We start from the raw sequence: 26,626 nt of genomic DNA, 5'->3' as shown, positions 1-26,626 counted from the left end.
CTATTGTGGAACCCATGACCTCACCAAAGCTTTCAGAATCAATTTCTCTGCGTGGACTGACCGTCCGCAACCGGATTTGGGTCTCGCCGATGTGTCAGTACCACGTGCGGGCTGAAAACGGGATCCCTGAGACGTGGCATCAGGTGCATTACGGTGGGCTCGCTAATGGAGGTTTCGGCATGGTCCTTGCCGAGGCCACCGGAATCGTGCCGGAGGGGCGCATCTCACCTCTGTGTACCGGCATCTGGTCGGATGAGCATGTGGAGGCCTGGCGCCCCATTGTCAGCTATGTCAAGGAGCAAGGCGCCGCGATGGGCATTCAGCTCAACCACGCAGGACGCAAGGCTTCCACGGTGCCAATGTTGCCGAACATGGACGCACGCGGGACCGTGCCACCGGAGAAGGGCGGCTGGGTCACCGCGGGTCCCTCCCCTATCGCGGCGCGGGGCCAGGCCGAGCCTCGGGCGATGAGCACCAACGAAGTCCGCGCGCTCCCCGGACAGTTCGCGGCGGCCGCACGCAGAGCAGCTGCGGCAGGCTTCGACACCGTAGAGATCCACGCCGCACACGGCTACCTCCTACACCAGTTCCTCTCCCCTTTGAGCAATACGCGTGACGACGAGTACGGCGGCTCCTTCGACAATCGCACCCGACTTACCCGCGAAGTCGTCGACGCCGTGCGCGCCACCATCCCTGAACAGATGCCACTCCTCGTGCGCATCTCTGCCACCGATTGGGCCGAAGGCGGGTGGACCACCGAGGAAACAGTCGAACTTGCCCGCCTCCTGCGCACTCAGGGTGTGGATCTCATCGATGTCTCCACAGGCGGCAACGTCCACGCGAAGATCCCCGTCGGTCCCGCCTACCAAGTCCCCTTCGCCTCCGCCGTGCGAAAGGCAGGGATCTCCACCGGTGCCGTGGGCATGATCACCGATGCGCAGCAAGCAGAGCAAGTGCTTGTCGACGAGCACGCCGACGTAGTTCTCTTGGGCCGCGAATCCTTGCGCATGCCTACCTGGCCGATTCACGCCTTGAAAAAGTTAGGGGCAGAGCGTGATGCCCTGCCCTACCCTGATTCCTACTTCCGTGCTTGGAGCTAGTTAGCGGATCTCTCTGCGCTGCGCGCCGTAAAGTCCAACGGCAATGAGCACGAGGCCCGTGAGGCCAAGTGCCACGGCAACTCCCCACTGCTGATCCTCCGGGGTGACCGGGTGGCCCAGTGGCGAGAGGTCGATAGCCCACTGCGGCAGCTGCAGGATTTCGCCCATCAGTGTCACAACTGCAGACGCTGCCAGAGGGGCCCAGGCCCACGGTGTTGCACGTGGAACCCAACCAACGATGGCCACCGCGGCACCGACGAAAAGGATGGACGGCGCCAGCATGGACCAGGAGGCTTGGGCGAGGGCGGCATAGTCGTCGCTAATTGTGCTCTCTTGTGTGGCAAGGCCGAACGCTCCAGCGCCGTGCATGATGGCGGTCAGCAGGATCACGCTGAGCGTTGCGACGAGTGCCGCCGTTCCCAGTGGCACCCAGCGTCGCATTCCGGTTGAGCGCTGGAGGTCGACGGTGCGCGCCGTTTCCTCTGCGCGGTAAGTGGTGATCTGTTGGATGCCTGCCGCGCTAATCATGATGGCCACCATTTGACAGATGTAGGCGATGAAGGCTTCGAATGCGCCGGTGCCTCCGAGGAGGTCCCGGAAGATTTGGCCAGTGCTATCGGCGCCTCCGATAAGTTCTGCCATGTCCCCGGAAAGTGAAAGTAGGAAGGCGGAGGCGATGGCCACAACGACAATCCAGGCGATGAGTCCGCCTCTGACCAGGAGCCAACGCAAGTGAATCGGCCCGCGGATATTTCTGGCGCGCCTGGATGTTGATCGCCGCGGCAGGAATCCGTTGGCGTATTCGCGACGTGATTCAGCAAGCCCGATCAGGATGAATCCTGCAACGCAGACAAGTGCCAGGATTCCGACGCGGCCGAAATCATTTTCGGTGTAGGCGCCGATGAGCTCACGCCATCCCAGCGGGGTGAACCAGTTGATCCACTCGATTTCCTGGGTATCGGCGATGATGCGCAGGATATAGGTGATGGCCACAGTGAGAAGTGCGGTGCGTCCGAGGGTTGCCCCGTCGTTGACTAGGAGGAGCGCTGCCTGGGCCACAAGCATGGATCCGGTAACCATGAGGAAGATGGTGAGGCCAAAAGCTACCGCGCCTTCGGTGGTGAGTTCGTCTATATAGGACATCAGCCCCCAGAGGATAAGGGTGGATCCGACTCCCAATACTGTTGCGACTAAGAGTCCCGTCAGCGAGGCTGCTGCCCACGGTGTCATTGGTCGGATGCCAGTGGAGCGTTGAAGTTCGGCGAGGCCGGTGTATTCCTGTCGCCTGTGGAGGTCGACAACGAGGAGGCTGATCATGACCGAGCCAAGCAACCCAGCCCACATCGCGGCTTCCCAGGTAGTCATCTGCCCCACCGTTCCCGGGGTATCGATCAGACCGTAGAGAGCCCGAGTGCCCATATTGTTCGAGACGCCTTGGAGCATCGGCTGCCGCAATTCGAGTTCAGGGTAGTAACTGTAATAGGCCAAGGGAAAGACAAGGACTATGGCAAGAATGGGAAGTATCCACCCGAGAAGATATCCTCGCTTCAGTCTCAGGTTCAGGCGCGTGAGCGTCAGGATGGATTTCATTTCACCGCCTCGGTTTCGTAATGGCGCATAAAGATTTCCTCGAGGCTAGCCGGCTGCGTTGTAATGTCGGTGGCTTCCGCGTCGAGCAACTCTTGCAGTAGCCCGGGTACCTCGTCGCGTTCCACGGTGTACGTGGTCAGTCCTCGCTTATCTAGGACTCCCCCTTCAATCGATGTTTCACGTGAAACACGGGCGGTAACCGTATGGGTGGAAAGGTGGCGAATTTGAGCGATCGTCCCATGCTCCACCGCCCTGCCCGATTTAATCACTGTGACGTAATTGCACAGTTTCTCCACCTCGCTGAGAATATGGCTAGAAAGTAGGACCGAAACACCGTTCTCGTTCTCCCGTTGAATTTGCTCCACGAACACTGCCTCCATGAGTGGATCCAATCCGGCGGTGGGCTCGTCTAAGATGAGGGCTTCGGCTCCGAAGGACAGCGCAGCCACAAGACTCACTTTGCGACGATTTCCCGTGGAATAGTCGCGCGTCTTTTTCGAAGGATCAAGCCCGAATGCCTCGATGAGTTCCTCTTCCCTCTTTCGGTTGGAGGGCACCCCGCGCATCGACTCCAGCGCCCGGAGCACCTCTGCGCCTGTCAGCGTTGGCCAGAGAGAAATGTCACCCGGCACGTAACCGATGCGCTTGAGGATCTCCGGGTTCCTTCGTGGGTCCTTCCCCAGGACGCGCACCTCTCCGCTTGTGGGATGCAGAACTCCCAACAAGGTGCGGATCGCGGTTGATTTTCCTGACCCATTCGGTCCGAGAAAGCCATGTACGCTTCCCTGCTCGACAGTGAGATCGAACTCGTCTAATGCGCGGAAGTCACCAAATTTCTTCACCACGCTTCGAACCTCGAGGACGGGATTCACGGCTTCCATGACTATTCTCCTTCTGTAGTTTCAGGATGTACAACTGTGTCGACGTAGTTCAGAAACTTGCGGATAAAAAGTTGGTGATTCGGATGCGGATAGGCAGAATCCAAGAGCAGCATAACCCCGGGGAACTTCATTATCCGGGGAAGCGTGACGCTCCATTCCTCAGGAAGGATGCCCCAGTCCCCATGCATTGCGGTGTCGTAGCTGATCAACGCTTCGTCTATCGCCTGCTCGGCTTCGCCGTGTTCTAGGTCCGTGATGGAACTGAACCAACCATAGAGATCAAGAGTTGCATCTAATCGCTCCTCGGTAAGTTGGCTCAACCAACGATTCAATACCTCGCGCACACCCGGAATCCGACAGACCACTTCGGCTGCGCTGCGCTCCCTTTCAATAAGGGGGGCGTGAGCGGGATCCACACGAGCCAAGACTTGGGCGTAGAAATCGTCGAGAAGCGCGCTATGTTTCACGTGAAACTTCGGCCCCTCCAAGCGCGCGCGAATCGCACGAAGCTGCGCGCGCTGCCCTTCGAGCTCTGCGATCCGCCGATCGATATCTGCCTCGGCAGCAGACAACTGGGTCTCGGTGTCGGCATCCTCGGCGAGCAAAATTTCACCGATGGCCTGGAGCGAGAGACCAGATTCCGCGAGCGCGCGGATCCGTACTATTCGCACCGCGTGTTCGAGACCGTAACGACGCACGCCAGGGTTGTCGGGCACCGGAACCAGCCCGACATGGTGGTAGTGACGGATAGCGCGGACCGTGGTCCCTGTTAGGTCCGCGAGTTCCTTGACTTTCATACTCTCCACCTAACTCTGTGACGCAGCGTCACAGTCAAGCCTAATGGGAAAGCTAGTCCAACGAGGCTCTAAATGAGTCCAACGTCGCCTTCCAGTGCGTCTTCATCTCGTCGCGCAATTCGGCCGTCAAAAGCTTCTCGTGCTGCACCGCAAACCGGGTCTTCGCCACCCCTTTTGCGGATGCGTCGTTGCACATGACAACGACCTTGGTGCCGTCGACAAGGTCGGCACGCCAGTATCGCCATTTCTCGCTTTCGCTTGTCGACGACTCCCCGTCGACCTCAGCAGGCAGAGCACCGTCCTGTCGGTTCATGAATTTGGTGAACCTGGCGAACACGTCAGTCCACTCCCCTGGCATGGTCTTTGTGGCGTTCGCGGAAAACTTTCCGGAGTTCCGTTGGCCTACTTCACGGCGCCCGATCTCGCGTTCGATGTCGACTGCAATGCTCTGAGCCCACCACGCACTTGCCCCACCGTCTTCGGCCAAGGCAGCGATCTGCTTGTGGGAGAGTTCGTTGAGGTCCTTATTGCCGTTTTCATGGGCTTGCATGAACTCCATCCATGCGGTGATTGTCCGCCCAGTACCCCTCTTAAATTTGTCCATGAGGTCGATTCTGCCAAAAGAAAACCCGCTCAATGTTTCACGTGAAACATTGAGCGGGAGAGGCAATCGTCGCGAAGCGAAATCTTACTTCTTGGTGGCAGCCTTCATTGCGGAGACGAACTCGGTGAGTTCCCTCTTCAGGGCGTCCATGTCAGTGATGCGGCCAGGGTTCGGGTGCTCGCCCTCGACGTACTTGTCGATGATCTTGGCCACCGCGGAACCGGAAATGGCACCGGTTGCGCCCGCGGCGATCGCGTCGGCGACGTGCTGCGGGCTGGAAATACCGAAGCCCAGCAGGATCGGAGCGCCGCCGTAGGACTTCACGTTGTCCACGACTTCCTTGAGGCCGGTGGTGTCCGACTCCTTCTCGGTGCCAGTCACGCCGTCGCGGGAGATGGCGTAGATGTAGCCCTTGGAGCGGGCGGCCACACCTTCGAGGGTCTCCTTGGATGCTTGGGCCGGAGCGATGAAGATCGGGTCAACGCCATTGGCCTCGGCGGCATCGGCGAAGGGCTTGCCTTCGCGGACGGGCACGTCGGGAAGCAGAATCGAATCGGCGCCGGCCTCGTGGAACTCCTTGTAGAAGTTGTCCAAGCCGCGAACGAATGGCACGTTGGAGTAGATCAGCATGCCGATCGGCAGGTCTGGGTAGGCCTCGCGGATCTGGCGGACCTGATCGATGGCCTGGTTTACCGTTGCTCCCCCATCGAGGGCACGCACGTGAGACTTCTGAATGGTTGGGCCGTCGGCGATCGGATCGGAGAACGGGACGCCTAGCTCGAGCGCATCGGCACCGGCATCGACGACGGTCTTCACAATCTCTACGGCATCTTCCGGCGAGGGGTCGGAAAGCATGAGGAAGGGAACGAAGGCACCCTCATTCTTGGCCTCGAGGTCTGCGAAAGCCTTCTCGTAACGAGTAGTCATGGCTTAGTCCTCCTTCAGGACATAGTCGGGGTGCTCGTCGAGGGTGCGACGGACATGGTCGATGTCTTTGTCACCGCGGCCCGAGAGGGAAACCAGGATGTTGATGTCCTCGCCCTTGGCTTCGGCTTCCTCGGCGCGCTTTAAGGCGTAAGCGAAGGCGTGGGAGGATTCCAGTGCAGGAATGATGCCCTCGTGGCGCGAGAGGAGCTGGAAGGCAATCAGCGCTTCCTTGTCAGTAACCGGCACGTACTTCGCGCGACCGGTCTTTGCCAGGTGGGCGTGCTGCGGACCTACAGCTGGGTAATCCAGGCCAGCGGAGATGGAATAGGACTCCTCGATCTGGCCATCCGGGTTACGCATCAGGTAGGACTTCGTGCCGTGCAGAATACCGATGTTGCCCTCTGCGATAGCAGCACCGTGCTTGCCGGACTCCATGCCTTCGCCACCCGGCTCGGTGCCAACGAGTTCGACGCCTTCGTCGTCAATGAAATCGGAGAAGATGCCAATCGCGTTGGAACCGCCACCAACGGAAGCGACGATTAGGTCTGGCAGTCCACCGGTGCGCTCGAGCATCTGCTCTTTGGCTTCCTCGGCGATGACGCGGTGGAAATCACGCACGATCGTTGGGAATGGGTGCGGACCCGCCGCAGTACCCAACAGGTAGTGCGAGTTGTGGAAGGTTGCGGTCCAGTCGCGCAAGGCTTCGTTCACGGCGTCCTTCAAGGTGCCGGATCCCGAGTCCACGCCGATGACCTTCGCGCCCATGAGCTCCATGCGGTAGACGTTGGGCTGCTGGCGGGCGATGTCCTTCGCGCCCATGTAGATCACGCATTCCAGGTCGAGCAACGCACACACAAGGGCCGTTGCCGTGCCGTGCTGCCCCGCGCCGGTCTCGGCGATGATGCGGGTCTTGCCCATCTTCTTTGCCAAAAGCGCCTGGCCAATGACCTGGTTAGTTTTGTGCGCGCCACCGTGGACGAGGTCTTCGCGCTTGAGGAAGATGCGCGCGTGCTTCTTGTCCTTGGGAAGGTTGCGGCATTCCGTCAGAGGCGTGGGGCGTCCGAGGTAGTCGCGCAGGATCGTGCGGTACTCGTCCATGAATTCGGGGTCGTTCCAGGCATCAACGAATGCTCGCTCCAGCTGGTCGAGGGCCGGCATGAGGGATTCAGGGACGAACTGTCCACCGAATTCGCCGAAATAAGCCGGCAGGATGGTGCTTCCACCGCTGCGGGATTCTTCTGTCATTTCGTGTCTCTCTTCTTCGGTTTTATGTCTGCGCTAGTTGGAAAAACTACGGATAATCTGGAAGGCCCGCAGGATTGCGCCCGCGTCCTTGCGCTTTGCCCACACACCTGCGTCCGCACCGTATTCAAGGCCGGAATTCATATCCAGTCCAAGGGTACCCACGCGCAGTGCCTCTTCGAGGTTGTTCAGGTTTAAACCTCCGGCCAGCAGCGCGTTGGACTTCACGGACTCAGGCACGGTGGACCAGTCGAAGGGTTCCCCGCTGCCGCCTTCGCGTCCGTCGAGTACAAGGCGATCGACCTTATCGACGAGTGCCTCCGCCACTGCAGGTCCCTGCGCCTCCGTCATCGCAAGCGCGCGCCAGACCTGTACCCCATCGCCGAGTTCTGCGCGCGCCTTTGCGACGAGTTCCAGCTCAGCTTCAATGGAACCTTGGTAAGGGGCGTGTACCTGGATGGCATGGATGCCGTCCTGGATGAGCTCGGCCCAGCCTTCGGTGCGGTCGGACACTGCAACGTATTTCAGGCCCGGCTCATGAGCAATGATTTCTGCTGATGTTTCACGTGAAACATAGCGAGGTGTCCCCTCGATAGTGATCAGACCGCCATAGACTGCGCCGGCGGACTTTGCTGCCTGAGCCGCCGACCAATCAGTGAGCCCACAGACCTTGTTGGGTCCATAGACGAGCTCTCGGGCTGCTGCGTCGATATCCGGTTGGCTGGTGAGCTGTGATCCCACAAGGAAGGCATTGGAGTGACCGCCGAGCTTACGGACAGTCTGTGCATTGCGGATTCCCGACTCAGAAACCACAACAGCATCTTCTGGGAGAAGCTTCACCAGGCGGGCGGAGCGGTCCAAGTCGATGGTCAGGTCGTGGAGATTGCGGTGGTTCACGCCGAAAATCTTGGCGCCCAAGCGAATTGCGCGCTCGGTTTCCTCTTCGTCGATGACCTCGGTGAGCACATCTAGGCCAAGGCGAGCGGCCTCGGCGGAGAGGGCGGCGTATTCATCGTCGTCAAGCACGGAGAGCATAAGCAAGATCGCGTCGGCGCCGAAGTAGCGCGCGGCATGGATCTGGACCGGGTCGATGATGAAGTCCTTGCACAACACCGGCAGATGAGTTTCGGCGGAGACCGTGGCGAGGTGGTTGTAATCGCCACCGAACTTGTCTGGCTCGCAGAGCACGGAGATGCCGGAGGCGTATCGCGAGTAGATGCGCGCGATCTGGCCCGGCTCGTAATGCTCGCGGATCAGCCCGAGGGAAGGCGAGGAAGACTTACACTCCATGATGAAGTTGTTCGCTCCCCTGCCGCCGCGCGCCAGTGAATCGTACAAAGAGCGCTCGGAGACCGGAAGGGTCGCCGGATCGACGTGGGAGATCCGTGCCTTAATTTCGTCAATGTGACGTTTTCGGCCTTCAACAATACCTTCAAGAACTGTAGGCAATTTAGTCACTGTAATCGGTCCCCTCGTGCTGTGCTAACCAGTTCTCCACGGTGTGGTTCGCAAGCAGCTCCTTCGCTTGCTCGACACCTTCCTTGATGGTGTTGGCCTTGCCGTAGAGATAGAACATCGCGCCGGTGGATGCGGCGATGGCATCGGCGTGCGCCTGCGGACCAGTGCCCGCAAACGTTGCACGCATTGCGGCGGCGTTTTCTGCGCCGTCGCCACCGCGGAGGTCCTCCAGGGAATGGGTCTGGACGCCGATATCTTCCGGCATGAAGGAGTACTTCTCAATGTTGCCTTCGCGGTCGAGTTCCCAGACGGTGGTCTCGCCGTGGACGGCGACTTCGTCGGTACCTGCTCCATGAACAACGAGCGCGCGGCCACGGCCGAGCTCACGCATGGTCTCGGCGACCATCTGGCCCTTGTCGGGGTTGGCTAACCCCATGATCTGGTACTCGGGGCGCGCTGGCGAGAGCAGTGGGCCCATGGTGTTGAACAAGGTGGAAACACCAAGTGCCCTGCGCACTGGCTGCACGTGCGCGATGGCTGGGTTGTAGGCTGGCGCGAACAGGAAGGTGAAGTTCGAGGCCTCGAACTGGCGCACTGCGCGCTCAGGATCAAGATCCAGCGGAATATTCAGCGCCTCGAGGACGTCGGCGGAGCCCGACTTGGAGGAGACGGAACGGTTACCGTGTTTGATCATCTTTACGCCACCTGCAGAGGCTGTCAGCGAAGCCGCGGTGGTGATGTTGATGGTGTTGGCGCCGTCGCCACCGGTACCGGCGGTGTCCATGATGCCCTTGCCGGTAATTGGGAAAGGACGGCCAGCCGCCAGGAACGCCTTGGAAGCGCCGGCAATATCTTCGAAGGTCTCGCCGCGGGTACGGATGTTGGTCAGAAGGGCGGCGATGTGAACATCGTCGTAGTCACCGACAGTCAACGGGGTAAAAGCCTCGATGGCCTCTTCGAGTGAAGGGTGCTTGTTGTCGAGGAATCGCTTCAGAATCTCGAGCGAATTATCGCTTGCCATGTTTAGTTAGCCTTTCCTTGGGAGTGTCAATAATGTGTCTACGCAACGATTGAGAATTACAGGACCTTTCGGAGTCAGGATTGACTCCGGGTGAAACTGCAGGCCAATGGCCATTTTATCCGCCGACTCGGCAGCCATGACAATCGGCCCGATCGTCGAATCTGTAGTGGACAGTGCGACCATTCCTTCGGGAACCGTGGTGGTGCCCAAGGAATGGTAGCGAGCCACAGGAACCACACGACCGACGTGTTCGGGGAACTCGGGAGCTGCATCAACTGCAAGTCCTTCGAAGACGGGATGAGCCACGCCCTCGTCGCTAAGCATCATGGGCTCGGACGTACCGTGGACCGGGCCGCACGGCTCAACCGTGCCACCGAAGTACTCGATGAGAGCCTGGAAGCCGAGGCAGATGCCAAGGATGGGGATGCCGCGCTCGAAGGCGGCGGGGATGAGATCCATCATGACGCCGGCCTGGGCCGGGTAGCCGGGGCCCGGCGAGAGGATGATCAGGGCGGGATCTTCAGCGAGGATCTGGTCGACGGGCACGGTGTTGCGGAAGACGGTGTAGTCGTAGCCGTGGAGCGCGTCGACGAGGTTATAAACGAAGGAATCCTGGTTATCGAGAAGAACGATCTTGCTCATCGCACAACCTCCAACTGTGCATCGGCAGCCAACGCGATGGCGTTGAGAACCGCATAGGCCTTGTGCAGGGTTTCATCGGCCTCGGACTGTGGATTCGAGTCGCGCACGACACCAGCACCGGCCTGCACGGCCGCCACTCCCCCAGAAACATAAGCCGAGCGGATGATAATGCAGTTGTCCATGTCGCCGTTGCCGCGCAGGTAGCCAACGGCACCACCGTACGAGCCGCGGCGGCGCTTCTCCACGCCGCGCAGGAGCTCCGTGGCACGAATCTTGGGCGCGCCGGTCAAGGTGCCCATGTTCATGCACGCGCGGTAGGCGTCGAAAGCATCGAGGTCGTGTGCGAGAGTAGCGGTCACACGAGACACCAGGTGCATCACGCGAGAGTAGCGGTCCACCTGGAGCAGATCCTCGACCTTGCGGGTGCCCGGTTCGGCAACGCGTGCCATGTCGTTGCGCGCGAGGTCGACCAGCATTGTGTGCTCGGCGATCTCCTTGGCGTCGGTGCGCAGCTCGAGCTCCATGCGGATATCCAGTTCGTCGTTGATCGTGCCGTCGGGGTTCAGCCCGCGTGGGCGAGTACCGGCGATGGGATAGAGCTGCACCTGGCGAGTCTCGGAGGAGTACTTCAGGTTTGACTCTGGCGAGGCACCAAAGAGTTCGTAAGGCTCGCCGTTGCGGTCCACGCCGCGAACGTAAAACATGTACGGCGAAGGGTTGGTTTCGCGCAGCTGGCGGTAGGCGGCGAAGGCATCAACGCACTCGGCGGTGAAGGTGCGCGCCGGCACGACCTGGTAGATGTCGCCGTTGTAAATGTTTTGCTTCAGGTTCTCTACCTGCTCGCGGAACTCTGCATCCGGAATGTCAGCGGTTACTGTCAGGGTGCCCGAGGGGTTTTCCGTGGCTTGGTAGGCGTGCTCTGCATCGGGCTCGGCGGCGTCGATCCGGGAGGCGTAATCGTCGATAAGATCTTTGACTGTGCCCTGCGCGCCCTCTGCATCGATGGAGGTCAGATGCGCCGACTGGGTCTTGTGGTCGATGGTGAGCAGCACCTCGGCCAGGACGAACTGGTAATCGGGGTACGTGTTCGCCGATTCCTCAACGGCAGGCAGCACCTCAAAGGACTCCAGGTAGTCGAAGGCCATTCCCCCGCCGAGCAGCGGCAGATCCGCGTCCTGGTAGCCCGCATGTTGCGTCAGCTGGCGGAGCACCTCTGCGGAGCTGATCGCGGTGAGGCGCTCGCGCTCGTCGGCGGCCTGCGAGACCGGGAAGTCGTACTCATTCTCGGCGGTGGCGTACTGCTCAAGCTGCCCGTGCAGGCGACGCGCAATGACCTCGCCCGAGGCAGTGAGAGGTTCGACGACGACGTGGGTGCCATTGCAGGTCACGCGTAACGACGAGGCCACAATGGCCACAGACTGCAAACCAGAACGGGTAGTAATATCAGCGGACTCAAGCAGCACAGAATCTGTCGACTCCGTACCACCGATGTGCGCGAAAAGGCTCGACGCGTTGGCGTGATACCGCACCTCGCGTCTCGCCACAACGGGCTGGAAATTTTCCATCAGTACTCTCTTTAATGTTTGTTGACCGGCTAATCGGCACCGGCTGGCTCTCGCGCCTTGAGAAGTACTGGGTATAAAAAAGACCCGCGGCGCTTGAAGCTAGCCGGCGGGCCGAAAGAAGTGAACGAAATTGTGGCTCGCCGTTACGCGCGCCACCACCAGTTGTTAGGAAGAATGTCGATCACGCGCTTAACTTTATGACGAGATCGTGATCCGCGCAACTGGTTTGCCATATTCACTGGCTATGGGGTTATTGGTCTGTCTCTTTGTTGTCTTGGTTGTCGGACTTGCTTGCCGCTCGTCGCATCGCTTCGAAATCGACCTGCGGAGCAGGATGCGGCTCAGGTGGCTGGCTTTCCCGATCTTCGATCGTCTTATCGACGACAGCTGCCGCACGCGCACCAAAGTTGGCACCCACGGAAACAAACACGATGGCAAGGATCACCGCGAGAACCGGAAGCACCCAGAGCCAACCACTCGAGATCCAGGCAAAGGCAGCGCCGAAGGCCATGATCACGCCCGAGAGTATCCAGAATGGGCCCGCGACCTTGTGTGCCTGGATCCAGGTGGACTCGTTCTTGCGAACTTCGGCGATACGCAGTCCGATATACGAGTTACCAGGAAGCTTGCCCGCGGACGCCATGCCACCCACGACGATAAGAGCTACCGCCACGATGAGGAAAATGATGGCGACAATGAGATTGAGGGTCATAGTGCCAATCCTATCGGTGGGGTTGCGAGGTGCATATTTTTGGTTGGGTAGTTGCTTAGTAGGTTGCTTAGTGGGTTGCAGACTCGATGAGGTTGCCACCAGGGAGCGCTTCTTGCTCCTCTACTGCCTTGGTCCATTCCTTAGTGGTGCCAACTGCAGCGAAATTTGAATTGAGCAGTGCCATCAAGGTCTCGTGGACCTGCTGAGCAGTTGCGGTGCCTGCCGAATTGCTTAAGTTGATCGCGCCGGTGGCATCGGAGATGACCTCCACATTGATGCCTTTGGGCTCTGCATCAGCTGCGGTGGCCAGAATGCAGTTGTTCGTCATGTATCCAACGAGTGTGATTGTGTTGACGTTGTTGTCCTCGAGCCACTGCTGCACGCCGGTCCCTGGGAAGACAGAGCCGTAGCTCTTCGTAAACTGCGCCCAGTTCTCGGTCATGCGTTCCTGGATTTCAGGATGAGTTTCTTGTGCGGTTGTGTTTGGTGCAAACACAGGGGCGCCTTCTGGGTAGAGGTGCTCGACGAGTGCGACTGGGATGTTGTTGGCTTCGGCTGCGTCGAGAACTTGGTGGATCTTTTGCAGGGACTGCTCGCGTGGCGGGTACTGGATTTCAAGTGGGCCATCGAAGTATTCGTTCTGGACGTCGACGAGGATGACTGCGCGGTTGCTCATGGGTTTCACTTTCTCTGTAGGAGTGGTTGGCGCTTCCTAGTCTGGGCGATGTTGTCCTTGTACCGTGAGAGGCAGAAGTGCACACTATCGATGAAATTAGGCCAACAATGCGGATTCTTATCTACGTCTTTGGCGGCATCACAATGTTTCACGCTGCTGCCCCACTTGCTGTTTTCAGCGAAGTGAACACGTTGGAGCTTGCATCGGGCTGGAATTTGTCGGTCTTTAGCGACGATGGCTTGCCCGTGCGGACCGCGGAGGGATTGCTACTCGATCGCCTCGCAGGCTTTGAGGCCGTCAGTGAGGCCGACCTCCTAGTATTGCCTTCGTGGCATGCCGACCTCCGAGAGCCAGCCCCGAAACTTCTTGAGCTGATCCGTTCGGCGCACGCGCAAGGCACGAGGATCGCAGGTCTGTGTCTGGGCGCTTTCCCGGTTGCCTCCGCAGGGATCCTTAATGGTCGCACTGCCGTGACGCATTGGAGGGCTGCTGAAGAATTGGGGATACTAGCGCCAGAAGTTCAGGTAGACTCGGATGCTTTGTATGTCGACCACGGCGATGTCCTGACATCTGCAGGGACAGCTTCCGCATTGGACGCTTGCCTTCATCTGGTTCGAAAACATTTGGGAGCTGAAGCTGCCTCGATGGTCGCCCGCCAATTGGTCATTGCACCTCACCGTGATGGTGGTCAGGCACAGTACATCGAGAGGCCTCTGCCTGTAGATGTTGCCGACGACGGCATCCAAGAAGCAATGACATGGGCGTTGGGCAACCTGGATCAGCCTTTGGGCGTGAGTGATCTCGCCGAACACGCGCGGATGAGCACCAGAAATTTCACCAGGCGGTTTCGAGAAGTTACCGGGACGTCTCCGGGAAAGTGGGTGTCAACGCAGCGTCTCGACGAGTCCCGCCGCCTGCTGGAAACGACTTCGTGGTCGATCGAACGTGTGGTCCGGACCTGCGGTTATGGTTCGCCAGTGACATTTCGTCAGGCTTTCTTGAATGCGTACGGAACTCCCCCATCGGCTTATCGTCGGCGTTTTTCCAATGCGGGTGGCTAAGAATCTTTCGTCGTGACGCGCACTGCTTACCAAGGTAAATGAGACCGCATGTGCACTATTGGGGTCACCGTAGGAGAAAATAGTGCAGTAAGGCATGACCAAATGAAAGCGCCATGCTTTTTCACTGTCATGATTATCAATGTCCCCTGTCATTTCTCGCATACGTGAAAGTACGCCTATGAACTTCAAAAAAATCGCGGACAGCTTGTTATTCAAGATTGTCCTTGCGATCATCCTTGGCATCATCTGCAGCTTGTTCTTCCCGACGTGGCTGGCGCGCATTTTCATCACGTTTAACTCGTTGTTCAGCAACTTCCTGAACTTCTTCGTTCCCGTGCTGATCTTCGCGCTGATCACCCCTGCAATCGCCGGCCTTGGCCGTGGCGCAGGCAAGTGGCTGGGCATCACCACTGGTGTGGCTTATGGCTCCACGGTTCTCGCCGGCTTCATTGCTTACGGCGTTTCCCTAGCGCTCTACCCGACGATGCTTGCCGGCGATCAGCTGAATACAAACGTTGACAATATCGACGAAGGTGGGCTGACCCCGTACTTCACCATCGAAATTCCAGCACCTTTCGAGGTCATGACGGCGCTCGTCCTCGCATTCTGCGTGGGACTAGCCATGACCGCGGTGAAGTCGGACACGCTATATAAGGTAACTCTCGACCTTGAGCGCGTGATCATGAAGATCATCACGTCTTTTGTCATCCCGCTGCTGCCAATCTTCATCTTCGGCATGTTCCTCAACCTGGGTATGAACGACAACCTCGGCTCTACGCTCTCTGCCTTCGGCAAGGTGCTGATCCTCGCCGTTGTGATGACCTGGATCTACCTGCTGCTGCAGTACATAGTCGCAGGTGCGATCGCGAGCAAGAACCCATTTACCGCGCTGAAGAACATGATGCCCGCGTACTTCACCGCACTGGGTACCTCTTCTTCAGCAGCAACGATTCCAGTCACTTTGCAGTCCACCCTGCGTAACGGTGTAGACCGCAACGTTGCCGGCTTCGTCATTCCGCTGAACGCCACCATCCACCTGGCTGGCTCGATGATGAAGCTGACGCTTTATGCCTTCGCAATCATCTACATGTCCAACATGGATATCTCGGTTGGACTGTCCATTGGCTTCATTTTCATGCTGGGTATCACCATGGTGGCCGCGCCGGGCGTGCCTGGTGGCGCTGTTATGGCGGCAACTGGCTTGCTTTCCTCGATGGTTGGTTTCGACGAGAACCAGGTCGCCCTGATGATCGCCGCCTACATTGTTATCGACTCCTTCGGTACCGCAGCCAACGTCACCGGTGACGGCGCAATCGCGCTGATTATCAACCGTTTCGCAGCTGGCAAGATCGAGGCAGTTACTGTTGAGGATTACGACGAGAAGCCTTTGGCTGGTGTTGACGGCCAGGGCGGATCCTTCGGCCCTGAGGATATTGTCGATCCTGCGGACCTTCCGCAGCACAAGCACGAGAAACCTGAGTAGTTTCGCTTCTCTGTTTTCGCCTTGTGGCCGCCGCCCTTCGTGGGTGGCGGCTTTCTGTTTCTGGGCTGCAGCTGGGGCACTGCTGGGCCAGATCAACGGTTGAGGTTTAGCGAAAGCCAAGGTCGCTGTTTCGGGTGCTGAGCTGACGACGACGGCTTTCGTCGACCCTCAACCGTTAAGGTGGCAACGAATCTCCCGATAAGATCAGCACATGATCTTCGCAGCTAACCTCACAGACCTCGAGCCCGGCCGCGGGCTAAAACTAGCTACTGAAAACGGGGATATTGCGGTTTTCAAAGACACCTCTGGCGAGGTCTTTGCCATCGACGACAAGTGCAACCACCTCGGTGCCTCACTCGCACAGGGCACTTGCACCGACGGGGTTGTGGATTGCTGGCTCCACCACGGGCAGTACTCCGCGCAAAACGGAGAGACGCTGCGCTACCCCGCCCATGGAGTGCTGAATACCTACGAGGTGGAAATCCGCGAAGGCGAGATCTGGGTAAGAACCAGCTCGCAGAGCTAGAGCTAAGGTGCCTGCATAACCTCCAGCGGCCAGGGCCTGCGGAATTGCGGCGGGTGCTCCTCGAAGGGGTAGCCCAGCGACACCTCGATGTGGCTCACCCCGTCCACGCGCGTCTCCGCCGGAATATGAAGGTGGCCGTGAATAGCCACGCGAGCGTGGTATTTCACCGCCCAATCCCTGGTAGCGGTCGTGCCGCACCACAGGGCAATATCGGGCTCGTTGAGACGGTGCGTCGGCTCCACCACCAGTGGCCAGTGGTTCACCAAAATCGTTTCCCCGCGCACCGCATCGAGGCGGTCCTCCGAGTATTCGATGCGCTCAGCGCACCATTGTTCGATATCGACGTATCGTGCGATGGCAAGCTCGTCGTCAAGCTTGATCTTTGCTCTTGCCACCGCTTGCTTCGCGGTCAGCCCGAGCGGGCGGAAGCTGTAATCGTAGAGCGTAAATAGCGGGCAGACGGTCACGTCGCCGAAAACGGGGTATGGGTCCTCGGGCGTGACCACGCCGATTGCGCGCAGCTCGCCCACGAGTGCGCGGTAGCGGGCTTTGCCGTTGATGCGGTCGGAGGCGCGATTGAACAGTTCGTGGTTGCCGGGCACCCAGATGACTTTGGCGAAGCGTTCGGCAAGCGGTTTGAGGGCGCGCACGACGTCGGGGATGCGTTCGGCGACGTCGCCGGCGACGATCAACCAGTCGCCGGGGTCGCGCGGAGCAAGCTTATCGACGATTGCCTGGTTCTCCTTGAACGTGACATGAATGTCACTGACTGCCCACAGAGTTCTTGCCATGTGTTGAGGGTATCTTACGTGGGAAATTAAGCGGCGTGATTGGCTTGGTCGGCTGGTTTTCTTCGCTGAATACCGATGACGTGGTGTTGTAGGTGCTCTACGCTTGAGGAAAATCATCAGATCGCGAAAGGCCGTATCCGATGTCTGGACTTGTACTCTCCCTGCAGCTGGTGGACTTTGACGAAGGCGGTGAATTCGTCCTCCTTGTCGATTCGTCATTTGCATTGCGCTTACTACATGAAGCCATTCAGGTGGTGTTTGATTGGACGGATTCTCATCTGTGGAACTTCACCGGCAGCGACGGTGTCGTTGTAGAAATGGATCAAGGGAGTGAAATCGGCATTGAACGACTCCTGGACAAGGTCGGCGATGCTGCAACCTATCACTATGACTATGGCGATGAATGGGAAGTTTCCGTCGTGGTCAAGGAGAAACTGAAAACCGAGACAGAGCACTTCGCGTTGATGAAGGCCGCGGGGTTTCGAGGTATCGACGATGTGGGCGGGGTACCTGGGTTAAAAGATCTTTTTGGGCTTGCCTCCCGCGCGTTCCGGGGACAGAAGGTGACTCGCGAGGATAACGATCTCCTAGAGCACTACACAGGTCAGCGCGGAGCTGCCGCGCTCTCTTACCTGACTGAGCCACGCGGTGATGAGATTCAGATGAAACTTTCCGAACTCTCCATCTTGCATCCGTTTCCTTCCGGTCAAAACCCTGAATTGCAATATGCGGACGACTTGGAGTTCTCCGAGCCGAATTCGGCTCTGCTTGCGCTGCGCGAATTAGTAACGCTCGGGCAGACGGCTGAGGAGATGTCGGGGCGTGACGTTGATGAATTGAGCACGGCACCGATGCAGTATTTGCGGTATGTACGTGAGCATTCGACGCCTCTCACTCCTTCGGGATATATCAAGCCATCGGCCCTGCCAGAGCTAATGGCTGCGATCGGGCTGGATCGTCCAGTTCCACGGAAAGAGCGTGACCTAAAGGCACTGTATGGATTGCGCGAGTGGCTGCAGCTGACTAATCAACTGGAGGAATATGGTTCCGAGCTGCGGGTGACATCTGTGGGTCATGACTCAATACGCAGAGGGTTGATCCCAGAGATGGTAATGCTGCTCTTCCCCACCCAGTTAGAAACGATAAGTAGTCTTGCCCAAGAGCTGGCCAGGCAAAGTGGTGTTGCTCCGATCCGAGTACTCGAGCTTTCACGCCGCATCCTGCCTCCGGGTCACCAATATTCTTACGAGGATGTCACTCGCCCGACTCTTGCGTTGGTGGAAGTCGCGGGCTGGATTGATTCCAATGGCGCGTTGAACCTGAAGGCGAAACGTTTCCTGAGCACATTGTTGAATAACATGTTGGACACAGTGGAAGGATCTTTGGATGCTCCCGAGCCTGCCGGTATTCCCGAAATAGTGAATACTCTGTGCGAAATGAGCCCGATGTTCAAAACACTATTTGGTGCGGTTGACATTGCCACGTTCGGCGCGGAGCTGTCCGAGGAGAACTTTGTTCGGATCGGCACACATTTTGCACCACTGATCACAACCGCGTTACAAACTTTTTCCGGTAAGGGTATCCCAGTGCCGTGGGAGCCTGACGATCAGATTGATCCTCGGCTGACCACCATGCTCCTCGATTCGGGAGTGGACATGGTGAGCGCTCCGGAGCTGACCCTGTTAAGAACCGTGGTGGAGTGTCTGGAATTCTGCGGCTTCATTGTCGATGCGCGCAATGATAGCCACTACGTGCTATCCGATTTGGGGAATGAAGTGCTCCGTGAGCCATACGCCGCGGTATATCCGATCTTGGGCGAGCTTCTGCCCGGTGACTATGCAAATGAAAACTTCGTGGTCTTGCTTGATGCTTTGGCTAGTTTGATCGGCCGAACGAAGGCGGCGCGTCTACTCGGAATCGAGGAAATCGCCTTGAATGTGACTCTCAGTCAAAATTCGGAGCTTCCGTTTGCTCAAGGCCGATCTCAGCAGATTCCGGACATGGCAAATGTGTTGCGCGACTTCTTTGGCCTGCAGAAGATCAACCCCCTGATGGGAGACGTCCCGCAATTGACTTCGTTGGGCAGGATTGCACTTACCCACGCCGTTGGCGAGCGCCTTCGAGAAATGAGCCCAGATTCCATGTTGTAAATGGGCAATGTTTCACGTGAAACATTGGTTGTTTTCGGATCGGTTGCGGGAGGTACTTCCCCGAAAAGAAAGAGAGCGCATAGCGTTGTGAATCGCTATGCGCTCTAAAATCTCTTCGTCGAGATGACTTAGTGGGCGTGACCGTCGTGACCGTCATTCCTCAAATGCTCTGGACTGACGACCGCGGCATTTGCGAACTCAGTGACGCGGGTAGCTGTAGCGTCTGCACCCGCAGCTCTAGCTTGCTCAACGTTCGGATCAAATGGAGCAATCAAGTCATCTTGGGTGTATGCCTTACCACCAACCATCGTTAATTCGACGTTGATGAGGGAATCGATATCTTCAAGCGGATTTCCCCGAACGGCAATAAGGTCTGCGATCTTCCCGGGCTCGAGTGTTCCCAAGTCCTTATCAATACCGAGGAACTGGGCAGGGGCGGATGTGGCAGCACGTAGTGCATCGTATGGTGACCATCCATAACCTACGAGTTCGCGGAGATTGGTTTGCATGCCAAGACCGACATAATCCAATGGAGCATCGGTGCCAACCATGACTTGTCCGCCAGCTTCATTGATCTTCAGAAGGGTCTGAGTCTCGCGACACTCCGCGGTGGCACAGTTTGGATCGCTTGGATCCGCCAAGTTATCACTTGTGGCCTTATCTAGTTTAGCCTTGATCCATGTTGGCATGAGGTCCATGCGAGGGTCATTGGCGAACTCATCCGCGCCGACAAAGTCGGTGCTGAAGAGTGTGGACATGACGAATCGGTTGCCTCCTGCGTACATGGCCGGAATATCGTCATAGGATTGGCCGGTCTTTGACATGGTTCGCGCGAAACCAAGACGTTGCGTAGCTGCGAGGTGGGTTGTACCGTCTTGTCCGAGGAACATTCCTGGACTCATATAGTGAGATCCTGAAGGAATACCCTTCGAATGTGCAGTATCAATAACCTTCTTCATTCCCGAAGCAGGGAGTCGAACATAGGTTTTATAAAAGTCGTAGTTCATGCCCGCGGCACGGTCAAGCTCACGTTGAACGTCTTCATCTGAGTTTGTGGGTCTCATGAAGTTGTAGTACACGCGAGATCCATCGATCGGCTCACCAGTGGCAAAGAAACGTGGGCCAACACGCTCCCCTGCATCGATTGAATCGCGTTCCTCCAACGCTCGATACGCTTGGTCGCCCATAGACATGGTGGAAGTAACTCCGTATGCGAGGTTGGTTCGTCCTTGGCGGTCTCCTTGGAAGCGAGATTGCAGACCTTGGTGGATGTGGGCGTCGAACAAACCGGGCATGATCGTTAAGTCGGTAGCATCGATGACTTCACCCTGAGGCTTGTTTTCGCCACGGGCGCTGATCGATTCGATCCGATTGTCACGAACGACAATGTCAACGTTTTCCCGGAGCGATTCACTCGTTCCGTCCCAAATAGCACCGGCCTGGATTGTTTTTACACCTTCTTCAATGTGAGGATTTACTTCCAGAGGGACATCGATCTGAGTGGATTCACCGGTAGCGGCATCGGCGAGTTTTAGTGCACCGTTTGAAAGGTAGAGCAGCTTGCTCGAATCGCCCGACCAGGACGGAGCATCTGCAATTTCGTTGTTGACTACCTTTGGATCACCGGTGGCATTACCTTGCTCATCGACTGGCATGGTGTGCAAGAGTGAGTTGCTGATAAAAGCAAGGGAGGTTCCATCAGGAGACCATGCTGGTCCGTCGTCGCCACGCGTGGAAAGGGACGAATCTTCCGCACCAGGGGCCTGGAATGTTTGTTCTCCAGAGTCAACGTTGACTGTCAGGATTTGGCTGGTACCTTCTCGGAAACGCTCAGAATAAACTTTAACTGCAGCCAACGTGATGGTCTTGCCATCGGCAGACCAGCTTGGTCGACCGGGTCCAAAAATCTTAGGAATTAGCTCCCTAATAGTATTGTTTTCCAAGTTCAAAAGGTATGTTGCACCGTCTTGATCTTGGAATGCCAGCTGTTTCCCATCCGGAGAGAATGCTGGGGCTACTTCTGCACCAGGCAGCGTAGTGACGATCTTTTCTTCACCAGACTCGAGGTTTCTGGTGTAGATGTCTTGAGTACCAGAGCGGTCAGTTGCCCATGCGATGGTCTTGCCATCTGGGGAAAAGACAGGATCGACATCATGGAAATCATCATCAGTGATTCGTACTGGCTTTTCACCAAAATTCATGTGCCAGACATCGCCCAAGGCGATGAAGATGACGGACTTTCCATCCGGAGAAATCTGAGGGGTCAATATAGTAGCTGATCGTGACGTTGTATCGTCGAAGTTATAGGCGCGCTTTTCGTAATCTGCGCCAGGAATATTCAGCGTAGCTTCAAATGGAATTTCAGCAACCTCGTTGGAGCCAAGGTTCCGCTCCCAAATCTTCCCGTTTGCCGTGTACTTGAAGGACGTATCGCTGGTCCAGTCGGGAGTGAAGGGGAAGACGTCTTCGCCGTTCGTGATGGCCTGACCATTGACCATCAGATTAGCTACGTTTCCATTATGTTCAATCCACACGACGGTTTGACCGTCTGGACTCATGCTTGGTGCATGTACGAGAATTTTCTCGCCCGGGTCTTCGCTGATTTGACGAATCGAGCCCTGTCGGTCAACTGCAGCGATGGAATTCTGATTGATGAAGATTACTTCGTCACCACTCGGAGACCAGGAGGGCTGAGATTCGTCACCTTTACCGTTAGTCCACTGGGTAAACTCTCCGGTGGCTAGCTCAATCGACCAAATGTCATAGGACCCTTTCACTCGATCGCTTGAGAAAACAATGTGTTGTCCATCGGGTGACCAGCGAGGTTCACGATAATCGGCGATTCCATCGGTGATCTTCTCAGGGTTCGTTCCATCGGGGTTAGCAACCCAAATATCGAAATCGCCGCCGTCATACGATTGATAAACAATCCTCCCGTCAGGGCCGACATCGGGACGAGCTACTTCGTGCTCTGGTTTCGAAAGCTGAGTTGCGGTCCCGCCACCAGCAGGGACTCGGTACAACATTCCATGGAGATCAATCACTGTTGATCCGTCTGGGGCGCTGGCCGCGCTAATATTTGTTGCCTCAGTAACGGTGACATCAGCCATTTTTGGTGAGTTTGAAGCAGCAGCCTGTACATTCGTTGACGACGACATCTTGCTAGAAGAGCTGGCCAACTCAGGATTCGAAGCGTCTGTGGAACACGCCGTTAACATCCCGGAGCCAATTACTGTTACCGCAACGGCTGCAATCAGGCTGCGCAAGGGATTCGCACGCAATTTCTGCTTAGGTAAAGAGGGTGGGAAATTCTTCGTAGGCAAATTGAGATCTCCAAAATCAGTGCATAGTGCAAGTGGGGGTTGAGACCGATAAGCGTTGTGGGCTCGGTTAAATGTGCAATGCAAAGCGCGCCTTGGTTGAGCTAACTATGTTTCGCATCACTAATGAAACCTATATGTATCCCAGATCACTTAGTTAGACTGATTTTGGTATAGGGGTTATCTCTTAAAGCTATGCCCTACAAATAGCTTCGCTAGATGCGACTTTGGAGACAGCCGAAGAAGTCACTTCCGCAAAAAGGGAAGATTCGGACCAGACGGCTTCATAAAAAATTTCAACTTCGTGGCCGTCTTCATATAGTGGCCGGACAGTCGGGCAGTTTGCGCTGATTTGCGAGAGGGGCAAGATTGCGCAACCAAATCCCATGGTTGCCCAGTTTTCTAGTGTGCTGCAACTGGTTGCTTCCCCGGGGTAGATCGAAACAGAAACACCATTTACTTCGAAGAGATCATGGGTAAATTTTGCAAGCGCCGAATGTGGCGGTGGGAAGACAACTGCCCTTTGAGCAAGTTCTTTGATTTCGATAACGCTTCCCGAGGTGCCAGGTGCTCCAACGACGGCAATTGGCTCAGAATCAATAATGCGGTGTTCAAAGCCCTTCATCGGGCCGACTGCAGGGATGACTAATAAATCCAGTTCTCCCATTGTTAGATCTTCGCGCAGGGTTCGAAGCTCTGCTTCTTTGAGAACGATTTCTTGATCAGGAGTAACAGAATGAATGTATTGTTTGATTGGTTCCAACAAGTTCGGACTAATAAGTGACGTAGTGCCAACCCGAATACTTCGGTTAAATGGATTTGAATGATGAAGCGATGCCTCTGAAATGTCGTCGAAGGACTCCAACGCTTTTCTAATAAGGGGAAAGATCTTCTCGCCGAATTCAGTCAAAACAACTCCTTTGGGAGACCGGGAGAAGATCGGGCACCCCAATTGCTTTTCAAGGTTTGCCACGCTAGTGGAGAGTGCTGGTTGTGCTATGCCGTGGATTCGAGCAGCCGCGCTAAAAGAACCTTCTACTTCCGCCGCATTGGCGTACCTTAAGCTCTCAATACTAAATTCCGCCGATTTCATAGATGGTACTTTATATTCAGATCTCGGAGATTTCAGTAAGTTTTCAGTTTCGGGAAACCAATTGTTGTTCTAAAGATCGTGCTAATTTCCCTGAGTCTTTCGGAAGCAAATTAATACATGTCCGCACCACCATAAATAGCTTTCATCTATGCAATAATTGGTAAATGTTTCACGTGAAACATCACCTACTCCCCCAGGTACCGCCCCGTCACGCTCTCCGGATTCGCAGCCACTTCCTCCGGGGTGCCCACGGCAACAACGCGGCCACCGTCGACTCCCCCGCCCGGACCCAGGTCGACGATATAGTCGGAATTTCGAATCAGATCTAGGTCGTGCTCAATAACCAGCACCGTCGCGCCCTTGTCAATCAGTCGCTGTAGCACCCCGATCAACGTAGCCACGTCCTGCGGATGCAGACCAACCGTCGGCTCGTCGAAGACAAACAACGCGCTCTCCTGCTTACGATGTAGCTCCCCGACCAGTTTGAGGCGCTGTGCCTCACCTCCAGAAAGTGCGGGTGTCGACTCGTTAAGCGTGAGATAGCCAAGGCCAACATCACTCATCGCCTGCAAAGTGCGGTGCACTTTCGCCAAGTCCTCGGTATGCTCGAGCGCCTCGTCGACAGTCATCGCAAGAAGCTCAGGCAAGGCGAGACCGTCGCGTTTGTACTCGCTGGCCTCGGGAGCGTACCGCGATCCGCCACACTCCGGGCAGGTGATATCCACGTCCGGCAGAAACTGCACGTCCAGGGAAATCTTTCCGGTACCCTCGCACTCAGGGCACTTGAGCTTGCCCGTATTGAAGGAAAAATCCCCAGGTTTCAGGCCGCTGACCTTGGCGTATTCGCGCCGTAGCTGATCAAGAACTCCCGTATACGTGCCCACGGTGGAGCGCACGTTCGCGCCGATCGGCGTCGCGTCGACGACGTGCACGGTCCGAACGCCACCATTGCTTATCGACGACACGTGCTCTGGATTCTTTCCTTGTAGCGCAGGTACGAGCGAATCGAGAACAAGGGTTGTCTTACCCGAGCCAGAAACTCCCGTCACCGAAGTCATGCGACCAACGGGGATCTTCACGTCCAGCGCATGCACCGTGTGCAGTGGCGTGGTGGTGATGTGGATGTATTCTTCTGCCTCCCCGAGCTGCTCGCGTGCATCCACTGAGGTGCGGCCGGTGATGTAGCCACCGATCAGACTGTCGGCCACTTCTTCGATGGTGCCTTGAGCAGTGACCTCTCCCCCGTGCCGGCCAGACCCCGGGCCGATCTCGATGAGGTGGTCGGCCTCGGCAAGCACGCGTGGATCGTGGTCAACCATAACCACAGAGTTGCCGCCAGAGAGCAGGTCGCGGATCACGCCCTGGAGGCCTTCGATGTTGGAAGGGTGCAATCCGATGGAGGGTTCGTCGAGAACGTAGAGCACACCGGTAGTTTCATTGCGTACCGCACGCGCGAGTTGGACGCGTTGGCGCTCGCCGGTGGAAAGAGTATTACCGGCGCGGTCGAGCGAGAGGTAGCTCAAGCCGAGTTCGACGAGGCGGGCGCCCATGTGGGTGAGGGTGTCGCTGAGCGTCAGCGCCATTGGGCGCATGGGTTGTGGGACCGTGTCGGGCACGTGTTGCGCCCAGTCCATAACTTCGCGCAAGGTGAGGGCTGTGACATCTGCCAGGGAGGAATCGTCGATAAGCGGTGTCCTTGCCTCTTCCGACAACCTTGTGCCGTGACAGCTGGGGCACGTGCGCTCCGTGAGGAAGCGTGCGACTTTGGCGAGGCGTTTTTCGTTGTCGGCGCGTTTGAGTTCTTCGGTGACGGTGAGGCGCGCGTTGCGGAAGGTGAAATCGAGGTCGTGGACGCCCTTTTTGGTGGTGACGGTGATGTGCTTCTTTTCCTCGGGGCCGTCCAGGACGATGTCCTTTTCCCAGTCTTCGAGGTCGCGCCATGGGACGTCGGTGCGCACGCCGAACTCGCGGACGATGTCGGGTTGGACGTTGAAGCCGAAGACTTGCCAGGGCAGGACGGTGCCTTCGTCGATGGATTGGGCGGGGTCGCGGATGAGGCTGGCGTCGTCGACTTCGCGGATTGTGCCGAGGCCCTCGCAGGTGGGACAGGCACCGTCGGAGTTGAAGGCGAGCGATTCCGCGCCGGGAGGATTGAATTGGACGCCGCAGGTTGCGCAGGTCACGGGCTTTTCGGCTGCGACATTGAGGCTGGGCTCGTTGTAGTGACCATTGGGGCATTTGTGGCGAGCAAGGCGGGAAAACATCAGGCGGACGACGTTGAGTAGCTCGGTGGTGGTGCCGAAGGTGGAGCGCACGCCTGGCACGGAGGGGCGTTGCCGCAGTGCGAGGGCGGCGGGGACGTGGGTGACGCGATCGATATCCGCGCGCGGGGCGTGGCTCATGCGCCGGCGGGTGTAGGTGGACAGCGCTTCGATGTAGCGGCGCGAGCCCTCGGCGTAGAGGACTCCCATGGCGAGCGAGGATTTACCCGAACCGGACACACCTGCGATGGCAACGAGCTGGCCGAGCGGGATATCTATATCAATGTTCTTGAGATTGTTGACGCGCGCGCCACGGACCTCAATGTGTGTGGGTTGGAGCATGCTCCCAGGTTACGCGTGACTTCTCGGGCTGGGGCTTGAGCCGAAAGATGTGGATGGTCACAAGCACCGCGATGATGGGCAGGACGATCCAGGTCGCGGTGGCGCCGATAAGAAGCGCGGAGATGATGATGCCCAGCCACATGACGGTAAGCGTGCGGGCCTTGTGCTTCGGCGTCATCGCGTGGTTGTAGTAATTGGAGATGTAGGTGCCGAATACCTTGTGGTTGAGCAGGTAGTTGTGCAGGCGGTCCGAGCTGCGGGCGAAGCAAAAAGCGCTGAGCAGCAAGAATGGTGTTGTGGGAAGTATGGGGAGCACGATTCCGAGCGCGCCGAGGGCGAGTGAAATCACTCCCACGGTGATCAGGATCGGTTTAAGCATATCTA

At 57.4% G+C, this 26,626-nt stretch carries 22 protein-coding genes; 5 read left to right on the top strand and 17 right to left on the bottom strand.

Translation table 11 applies throughout. The features are described 5' to 3' along the window. The first annotated feature begins 14 nt into the window (after positions 1 to 14). Complete coding sequence (locus ACXZ66_RS13820; protein ID WP_458749549.1) at positions 15 to 1,100, top strand: NADH:flavin oxidoreductase/NADH oxidase; 1,086 nt, start codon at positions 15 to 17, stop codon at positions 1,098 to 1,100. Here ACXZ66_RS13820 and ACXZ66_RS13815 read toward each other — a convergent pair whose 3' ends face one another. From ACXZ66_RS13815 to ACXZ66_RS13760, 12 genes are all read right to left on the bottom strand, one after another. Continuing rightward, positions 1,101 to 2,519 carry a hypothetical protein gene (locus ACXZ66_RS13815; protein WP_458749547.1) on the bottom strand — a complete coding sequence of 473 codons (1,419 nt, stop codon included), beginning with the start codon at positions 2,517 to 2,519 and terminating at the stop codon, positions 1,101 to 1,103. It abuts the gene before it with no gap. Between the two features lie 167 nt (positions 2,520 to 2,686). Then, positions 2,687 to 3,571, bottom strand: a complete 885-nt coding sequence (locus ACXZ66_RS13810; protein ID WP_458749546.1) for an ABC transporter ATP-binding protein — start codon at positions 3,569 to 3,571, stop codon at positions 2,687 to 2,689. A 2-nt stretch (positions 3,572 to 3,573) separates the two neighbouring features. Continuing rightward, entirely contained in the window at positions 3,574 to 4,368 is a 795-nt protein-coding gene (locus tag ACXZ66_RS13805; protein WP_458749544.1) for a MerR family transcriptional regulator, read from the bottom strand. Between the two features lie 52 nt (positions 4,369 to 4,420). After that, positions 4,421 to 4,972 carry a hypothetical protein gene (locus ACXZ66_RS13800; protein ID WP_458749542.1) on the bottom strand — a complete coding sequence of 184 codons (552 nt, stop codon included), beginning with the start codon at positions 4,970 to 4,972 and terminating at the stop codon, positions 4,421 to 4,423. Positions 4,973 to 5,056: 84 nt separating this feature from the next. Further along, entirely contained in the window at positions 5,057 to 5,899 is an 843-nt protein-coding gene (trpA, locus tag ACXZ66_RS13795) for a tryptophan synthase subunit alpha (RefSeq protein WP_458749541.1), read from the bottom strand. Positions 5,900 to 5,902: 3 nt separating this feature from the next. Beyond that, positions 5,903 to 7,144, bottom strand: a complete 1,242-nt coding sequence (gene trpB / locus ACXZ66_RS13790; RefSeq protein WP_458749540.1) for a tryptophan synthase subunit beta — start codon at positions 7,142 to 7,144, stop codon at positions 5,903 to 5,905. 33 nt (positions 7,145 to 7,177) lie between these two features. Continuing rightward, entirely contained in the window at positions 7,178 to 8,605 is a 1,428-nt protein-coding gene (trpCF, locus tag ACXZ66_RS13785; RefSeq protein ID WP_458751401.1) for a bifunctional indole-3-glycerol-phosphate synthase TrpC/phosphoribosylanthranilate isomerase TrpF, read from the bottom strand. After that, on the bottom strand, positions 8,592 to 9,620 hold the full coding sequence (gene trpD, locus ACXZ66_RS13780) for an anthranilate phosphoribosyltransferase (RefSeq protein WP_458749539.1): 1,029 nt from the start codon (positions 9,618 to 9,620) through the stop codon (positions 8,592 to 8,594). Before trpD ends, trpCF begins: the two co-directional genes overlap by 14 nt. 6 nt (positions 9,621 to 9,626) lie before the next feature. Further along, complete coding sequence (locus ACXZ66_RS13775; protein ID WP_458749538.1) at positions 9,627 to 10,262, bottom strand: glutamine amidotransferase-related protein; 636 nt, start codon at positions 10,260 to 10,262, stop codon at positions 9,627 to 9,629. Then, positions 10,259 to 11,827 (bottom strand): anthranilate synthase component 1, encoded by a 1,569-nt coding sequence (locus ACXZ66_RS13770; protein ID WP_458749536.1) that lies wholly within the window; start codon positions 11,825 to 11,827, stop codon positions 10,259 to 10,261. The genes ACXZ66_RS13775 and ACXZ66_RS13770 overlap by 4 nt, the downstream gene beginning before the upstream one ends. Positions 11,828 to 12,077: 250 nt before the next feature. Next, positions 12,078 to 12,539, bottom strand: coding sequence for an SdpI family protein (locus ACXZ66_RS13765; RefSeq protein WP_458749535.1), 462 nt, complete (start codon positions 12,537 to 12,539; stop codon positions 12,078 to 12,080). A gap of 67 nt (positions 12,540 to 12,606) precedes the next feature. Beyond that, complete coding sequence (locus ACXZ66_RS13760; RefSeq protein ID WP_458749533.1) at positions 12,607 to 13,215, bottom strand: isochorismatase family protein; 609 nt, start codon at positions 13,213 to 13,215, stop codon at positions 12,607 to 12,609. Positions 13,216 to 13,322: 107 nt separating this feature from the next. On the opposite strand from ACXZ66_RS13760, the gene ACXZ66_RS13755 reads away from it, so the two are divergent. The 3 genes from ACXZ66_RS13755 to ACXZ66_RS13745 all read left to right on the top strand — a co-directional run bounded on the left by ACXZ66_RS13755 (position 13,323) and on the right by ACXZ66_RS13745 (position 16,285). Further along, entirely contained in the window at positions 13,323 to 14,276 is a 954-nt protein-coding gene (locus ACXZ66_RS13755; RefSeq protein WP_458749532.1) for a GlxA family transcriptional regulator, read from the top strand. 178 nt (positions 14,277 to 14,454) lie between these two features. Continuing rightward, complete coding sequence (locus ACXZ66_RS13750; protein ID WP_458749530.1) at positions 14,455 to 15,759, top strand: dicarboxylate/amino acid:cation symporter; 1,305 nt, start codon at positions 14,455 to 14,457, stop codon at positions 15,757 to 15,759. A 211-nt stretch (positions 15,760 to 15,970) separates the two neighbouring features. Further along, entirely contained in the window at positions 15,971 to 16,285 is a 315-nt protein-coding gene (locus ACXZ66_RS13745) for a Rieske (2Fe-2S) protein (RefSeq protein ID WP_458749528.1), read from the top strand. Positions 16,286 to 16,287: 2 nt separating this feature from the next. Here the strand turns inward: ACXZ66_RS13745 and ACXZ66_RS13740 are convergent, their stop codons facing one another. Further along, the gene (locus ACXZ66_RS13740) at positions 16,288 to 17,076 is read right to left on the bottom strand and encodes a metallophosphoesterase family protein (RefSeq protein WP_458749526.1); all 789 of its coding nucleotides are present in this window, start codon (positions 17,074 to 17,076) and stop codon (positions 16,288 to 16,290) included. Positions 17,077 to 17,216: 140 nt separating this feature from the next. Here ACXZ66_RS13740 and ACXZ66_RS13735 point away from each other — a divergent pair, with 140 nt between their 5' ends. After that, complete coding sequence (locus ACXZ66_RS13735; protein WP_458749524.1) at positions 17,217 to 19,226, top strand: IS1096 element passenger TnpR family protein; 2,010 nt, start codon at positions 17,217 to 17,219, stop codon at positions 19,224 to 19,226. A 128-nt stretch (positions 19,227 to 19,354) separates the two neighbouring features. Here the strand turns inward: ACXZ66_RS13735 and ACXZ66_RS13730 are convergent, their stop codons facing one another. The 4 genes from ACXZ66_RS13730 to ACXZ66_RS13715 form a co-directional block, all read right to left on the bottom strand. Then, positions 19,355 to 22,336 (bottom strand): amidohydrolase family protein, encoded by a 2,982-nt coding sequence (locus ACXZ66_RS13730; RefSeq protein WP_458749522.1) that lies wholly within the window; start codon positions 22,334 to 22,336, stop codon positions 19,355 to 19,357. Positions 22,337 to 22,739: 403 nt separating this feature from the next. Further along, entirely contained in the window at positions 22,740 to 23,639 is a 900-nt protein-coding gene (locus ACXZ66_RS13725; protein WP_458749520.1) for a LysR family transcriptional regulator, read from the bottom strand. Positions 23,640 to 23,824: 185 nt separating this feature from the next. Next, positions 23,825 to 26,242 (bottom strand): excinuclease ABC subunit UvrA, encoded by a 2,418-nt coding sequence (locus ACXZ66_RS13720; RefSeq protein ID WP_458749518.1) that lies wholly within the window; start codon positions 26,240 to 26,242, stop codon positions 23,825 to 23,827. Then, positions 26,220 to 26,621, bottom strand: a complete 402-nt coding sequence (locus ACXZ66_RS13715; RefSeq protein ID WP_458749516.1) for a YbaN family protein — start codon at positions 26,619 to 26,621, stop codon at positions 26,220 to 26,222. Before ACXZ66_RS13715 ends, ACXZ66_RS13720 begins: the two co-directional genes overlap by 23 nt. Between the last annotated feature and the right edge of the window lie 5 nt (positions 26,622 to 26,626).

The organism is Corynebacterium sp. S7 (assembly GCF_054401105.1).
Note: the sequence above shows the minus strand (reverse complement) of the source record. Positions and strands in the feature narration are given on the sequence as shown.

Bases quoted from the DNA above. Each gene is read 5' to 3' on its own strand.
- ACXZ66_RS13820 (WP_458749549.1), top strand. From the start codon at position 15: ATGACCTCACCAAAGCTTTCAGAATCAATTTCTCTGCGTGGACTGACC.
- ACXZ66_RS13815 (WP_458749547.1), bottom strand. From the start codon at position 2,519: ATGGGCACTCGGGCTCTCTACGGTCTGATCGATACCCCGGGAACGGTG.
- ACXZ66_RS13810 (WP_458749546.1), bottom strand. From the start codon at position 3,571: ATGGAAGCCGTGAATCCCGTCCTCGAGGTTCGAAGCGTGGTGAAGAAA.
- ACXZ66_RS13805 (WP_458749544.1), bottom strand. From the start codon at position 4,368: ATGAAAGTCAAGGAACTCGCGGACCTAACAGGGACCACGGTCCGCGCT.
- ACXZ66_RS13800 (WP_458749542.1), bottom strand. From the start codon at position 4,972: ATGGACAAATTTAAGAGGGGTACTGGGCGGACAATCACCGCATGGATG.
- trpA (WP_458749541.1), bottom strand. From the start codon at position 5,899: ATGACTACTCGTTACGAGAAGGCTTTCGCAGACCTCGAGGCCAAGAAT.
- trpB (WP_458749540.1), bottom strand. From the start codon at position 7,144: ATGACAGAAGAATCCCGCAGCGGTGGAAGCACCATCCTGCCGGCTTAT.
- trpD (WP_458749539.1), bottom strand. From the start codon at position 9,620: ATGGCAAGCGATAATTCGCTCGAGATTCTGAAGCGATTCCTCGACAAC.
- ACXZ66_RS13775 (WP_458749538.1), bottom strand. From the start codon at position 10,262: ATGAGCAAGATCGTTCTTCTCGATAACCAGGATTCCTTCGTTTATAAC.
- ACXZ66_RS13770 (WP_458749536.1), bottom strand. From the start codon at position 11,827: ATGGAAAATTTCCAGCCCGTTGTGGCGAGACGCGAGGTGCGGTATCAC.
- ACXZ66_RS13765 (WP_458749535.1), bottom strand. From the start codon at position 12,539: ATGACCCTCAATCTCATTGTCGCCATCATTTTCCTCATCGTGGCGGTA.
- ACXZ66_RS13760 (WP_458749533.1), bottom strand. From the start codon at position 13,215: ATGAGCAACCGCGCAGTCATCCTCGTCGACGTCCAGAACGAATACTTC.
- ACXZ66_RS13755 (WP_458749532.1), top strand. From the start codon at position 13,323: ATGCGGATTCTTATCTACGTCTTTGGCGGCATCACAATGTTTCACGCT.
- ACXZ66_RS13750 (WP_458749530.1), top strand. From the start codon at position 14,455: ATGAACTTCAAAAAAATCGCGGACAGCTTGTTATTCAAGATTGTCCTT.
- ACXZ66_RS13745 (WP_458749528.1), top strand. From the start codon at position 15,971: ATGATCTTCGCAGCTAACCTCACAGACCTCGAGCCCGGCCGCGGGCTA.
- ACXZ66_RS13740 (WP_458749526.1), bottom strand. From the start codon at position 17,076: ATGGCAAGAACTCTGTGGGCAGTCAGTGACATTCATGTCACGTTCAAG.
- ACXZ66_RS13735 (WP_458749524.1), top strand. From the start codon at position 17,217: ATGTCTGGACTTGTACTCTCCCTGCAGCTGGTGGACTTTGACGAAGGC.
- ACXZ66_RS13730 (WP_458749522.1), bottom strand. From the start codon at position 22,336: ATGGCTGATGTCACCGTTACTGAGGCAACAAATATTAGCGCGGCCAGC.
- ACXZ66_RS13725 (WP_458749520.1), bottom strand. From the start codon at position 23,639: ATGAAATCGGCGGAATTTAGTATTGAGAGCTTAAGGTACGCCAATGCG.
- ACXZ66_RS13720 (WP_458749518.1), bottom strand. From the start codon at position 26,242: ATGCTCCAACCCACACACATTGAGGTCCGTGGCGCGCGCGTCAACAAT.
- ACXZ66_RS13715 (WP_458749516.1), bottom strand. From the start codon at position 26,621: ATGCTTAAACCGATCCTGATCACCGTGGGAGTGATTTCACTCGCCCTC.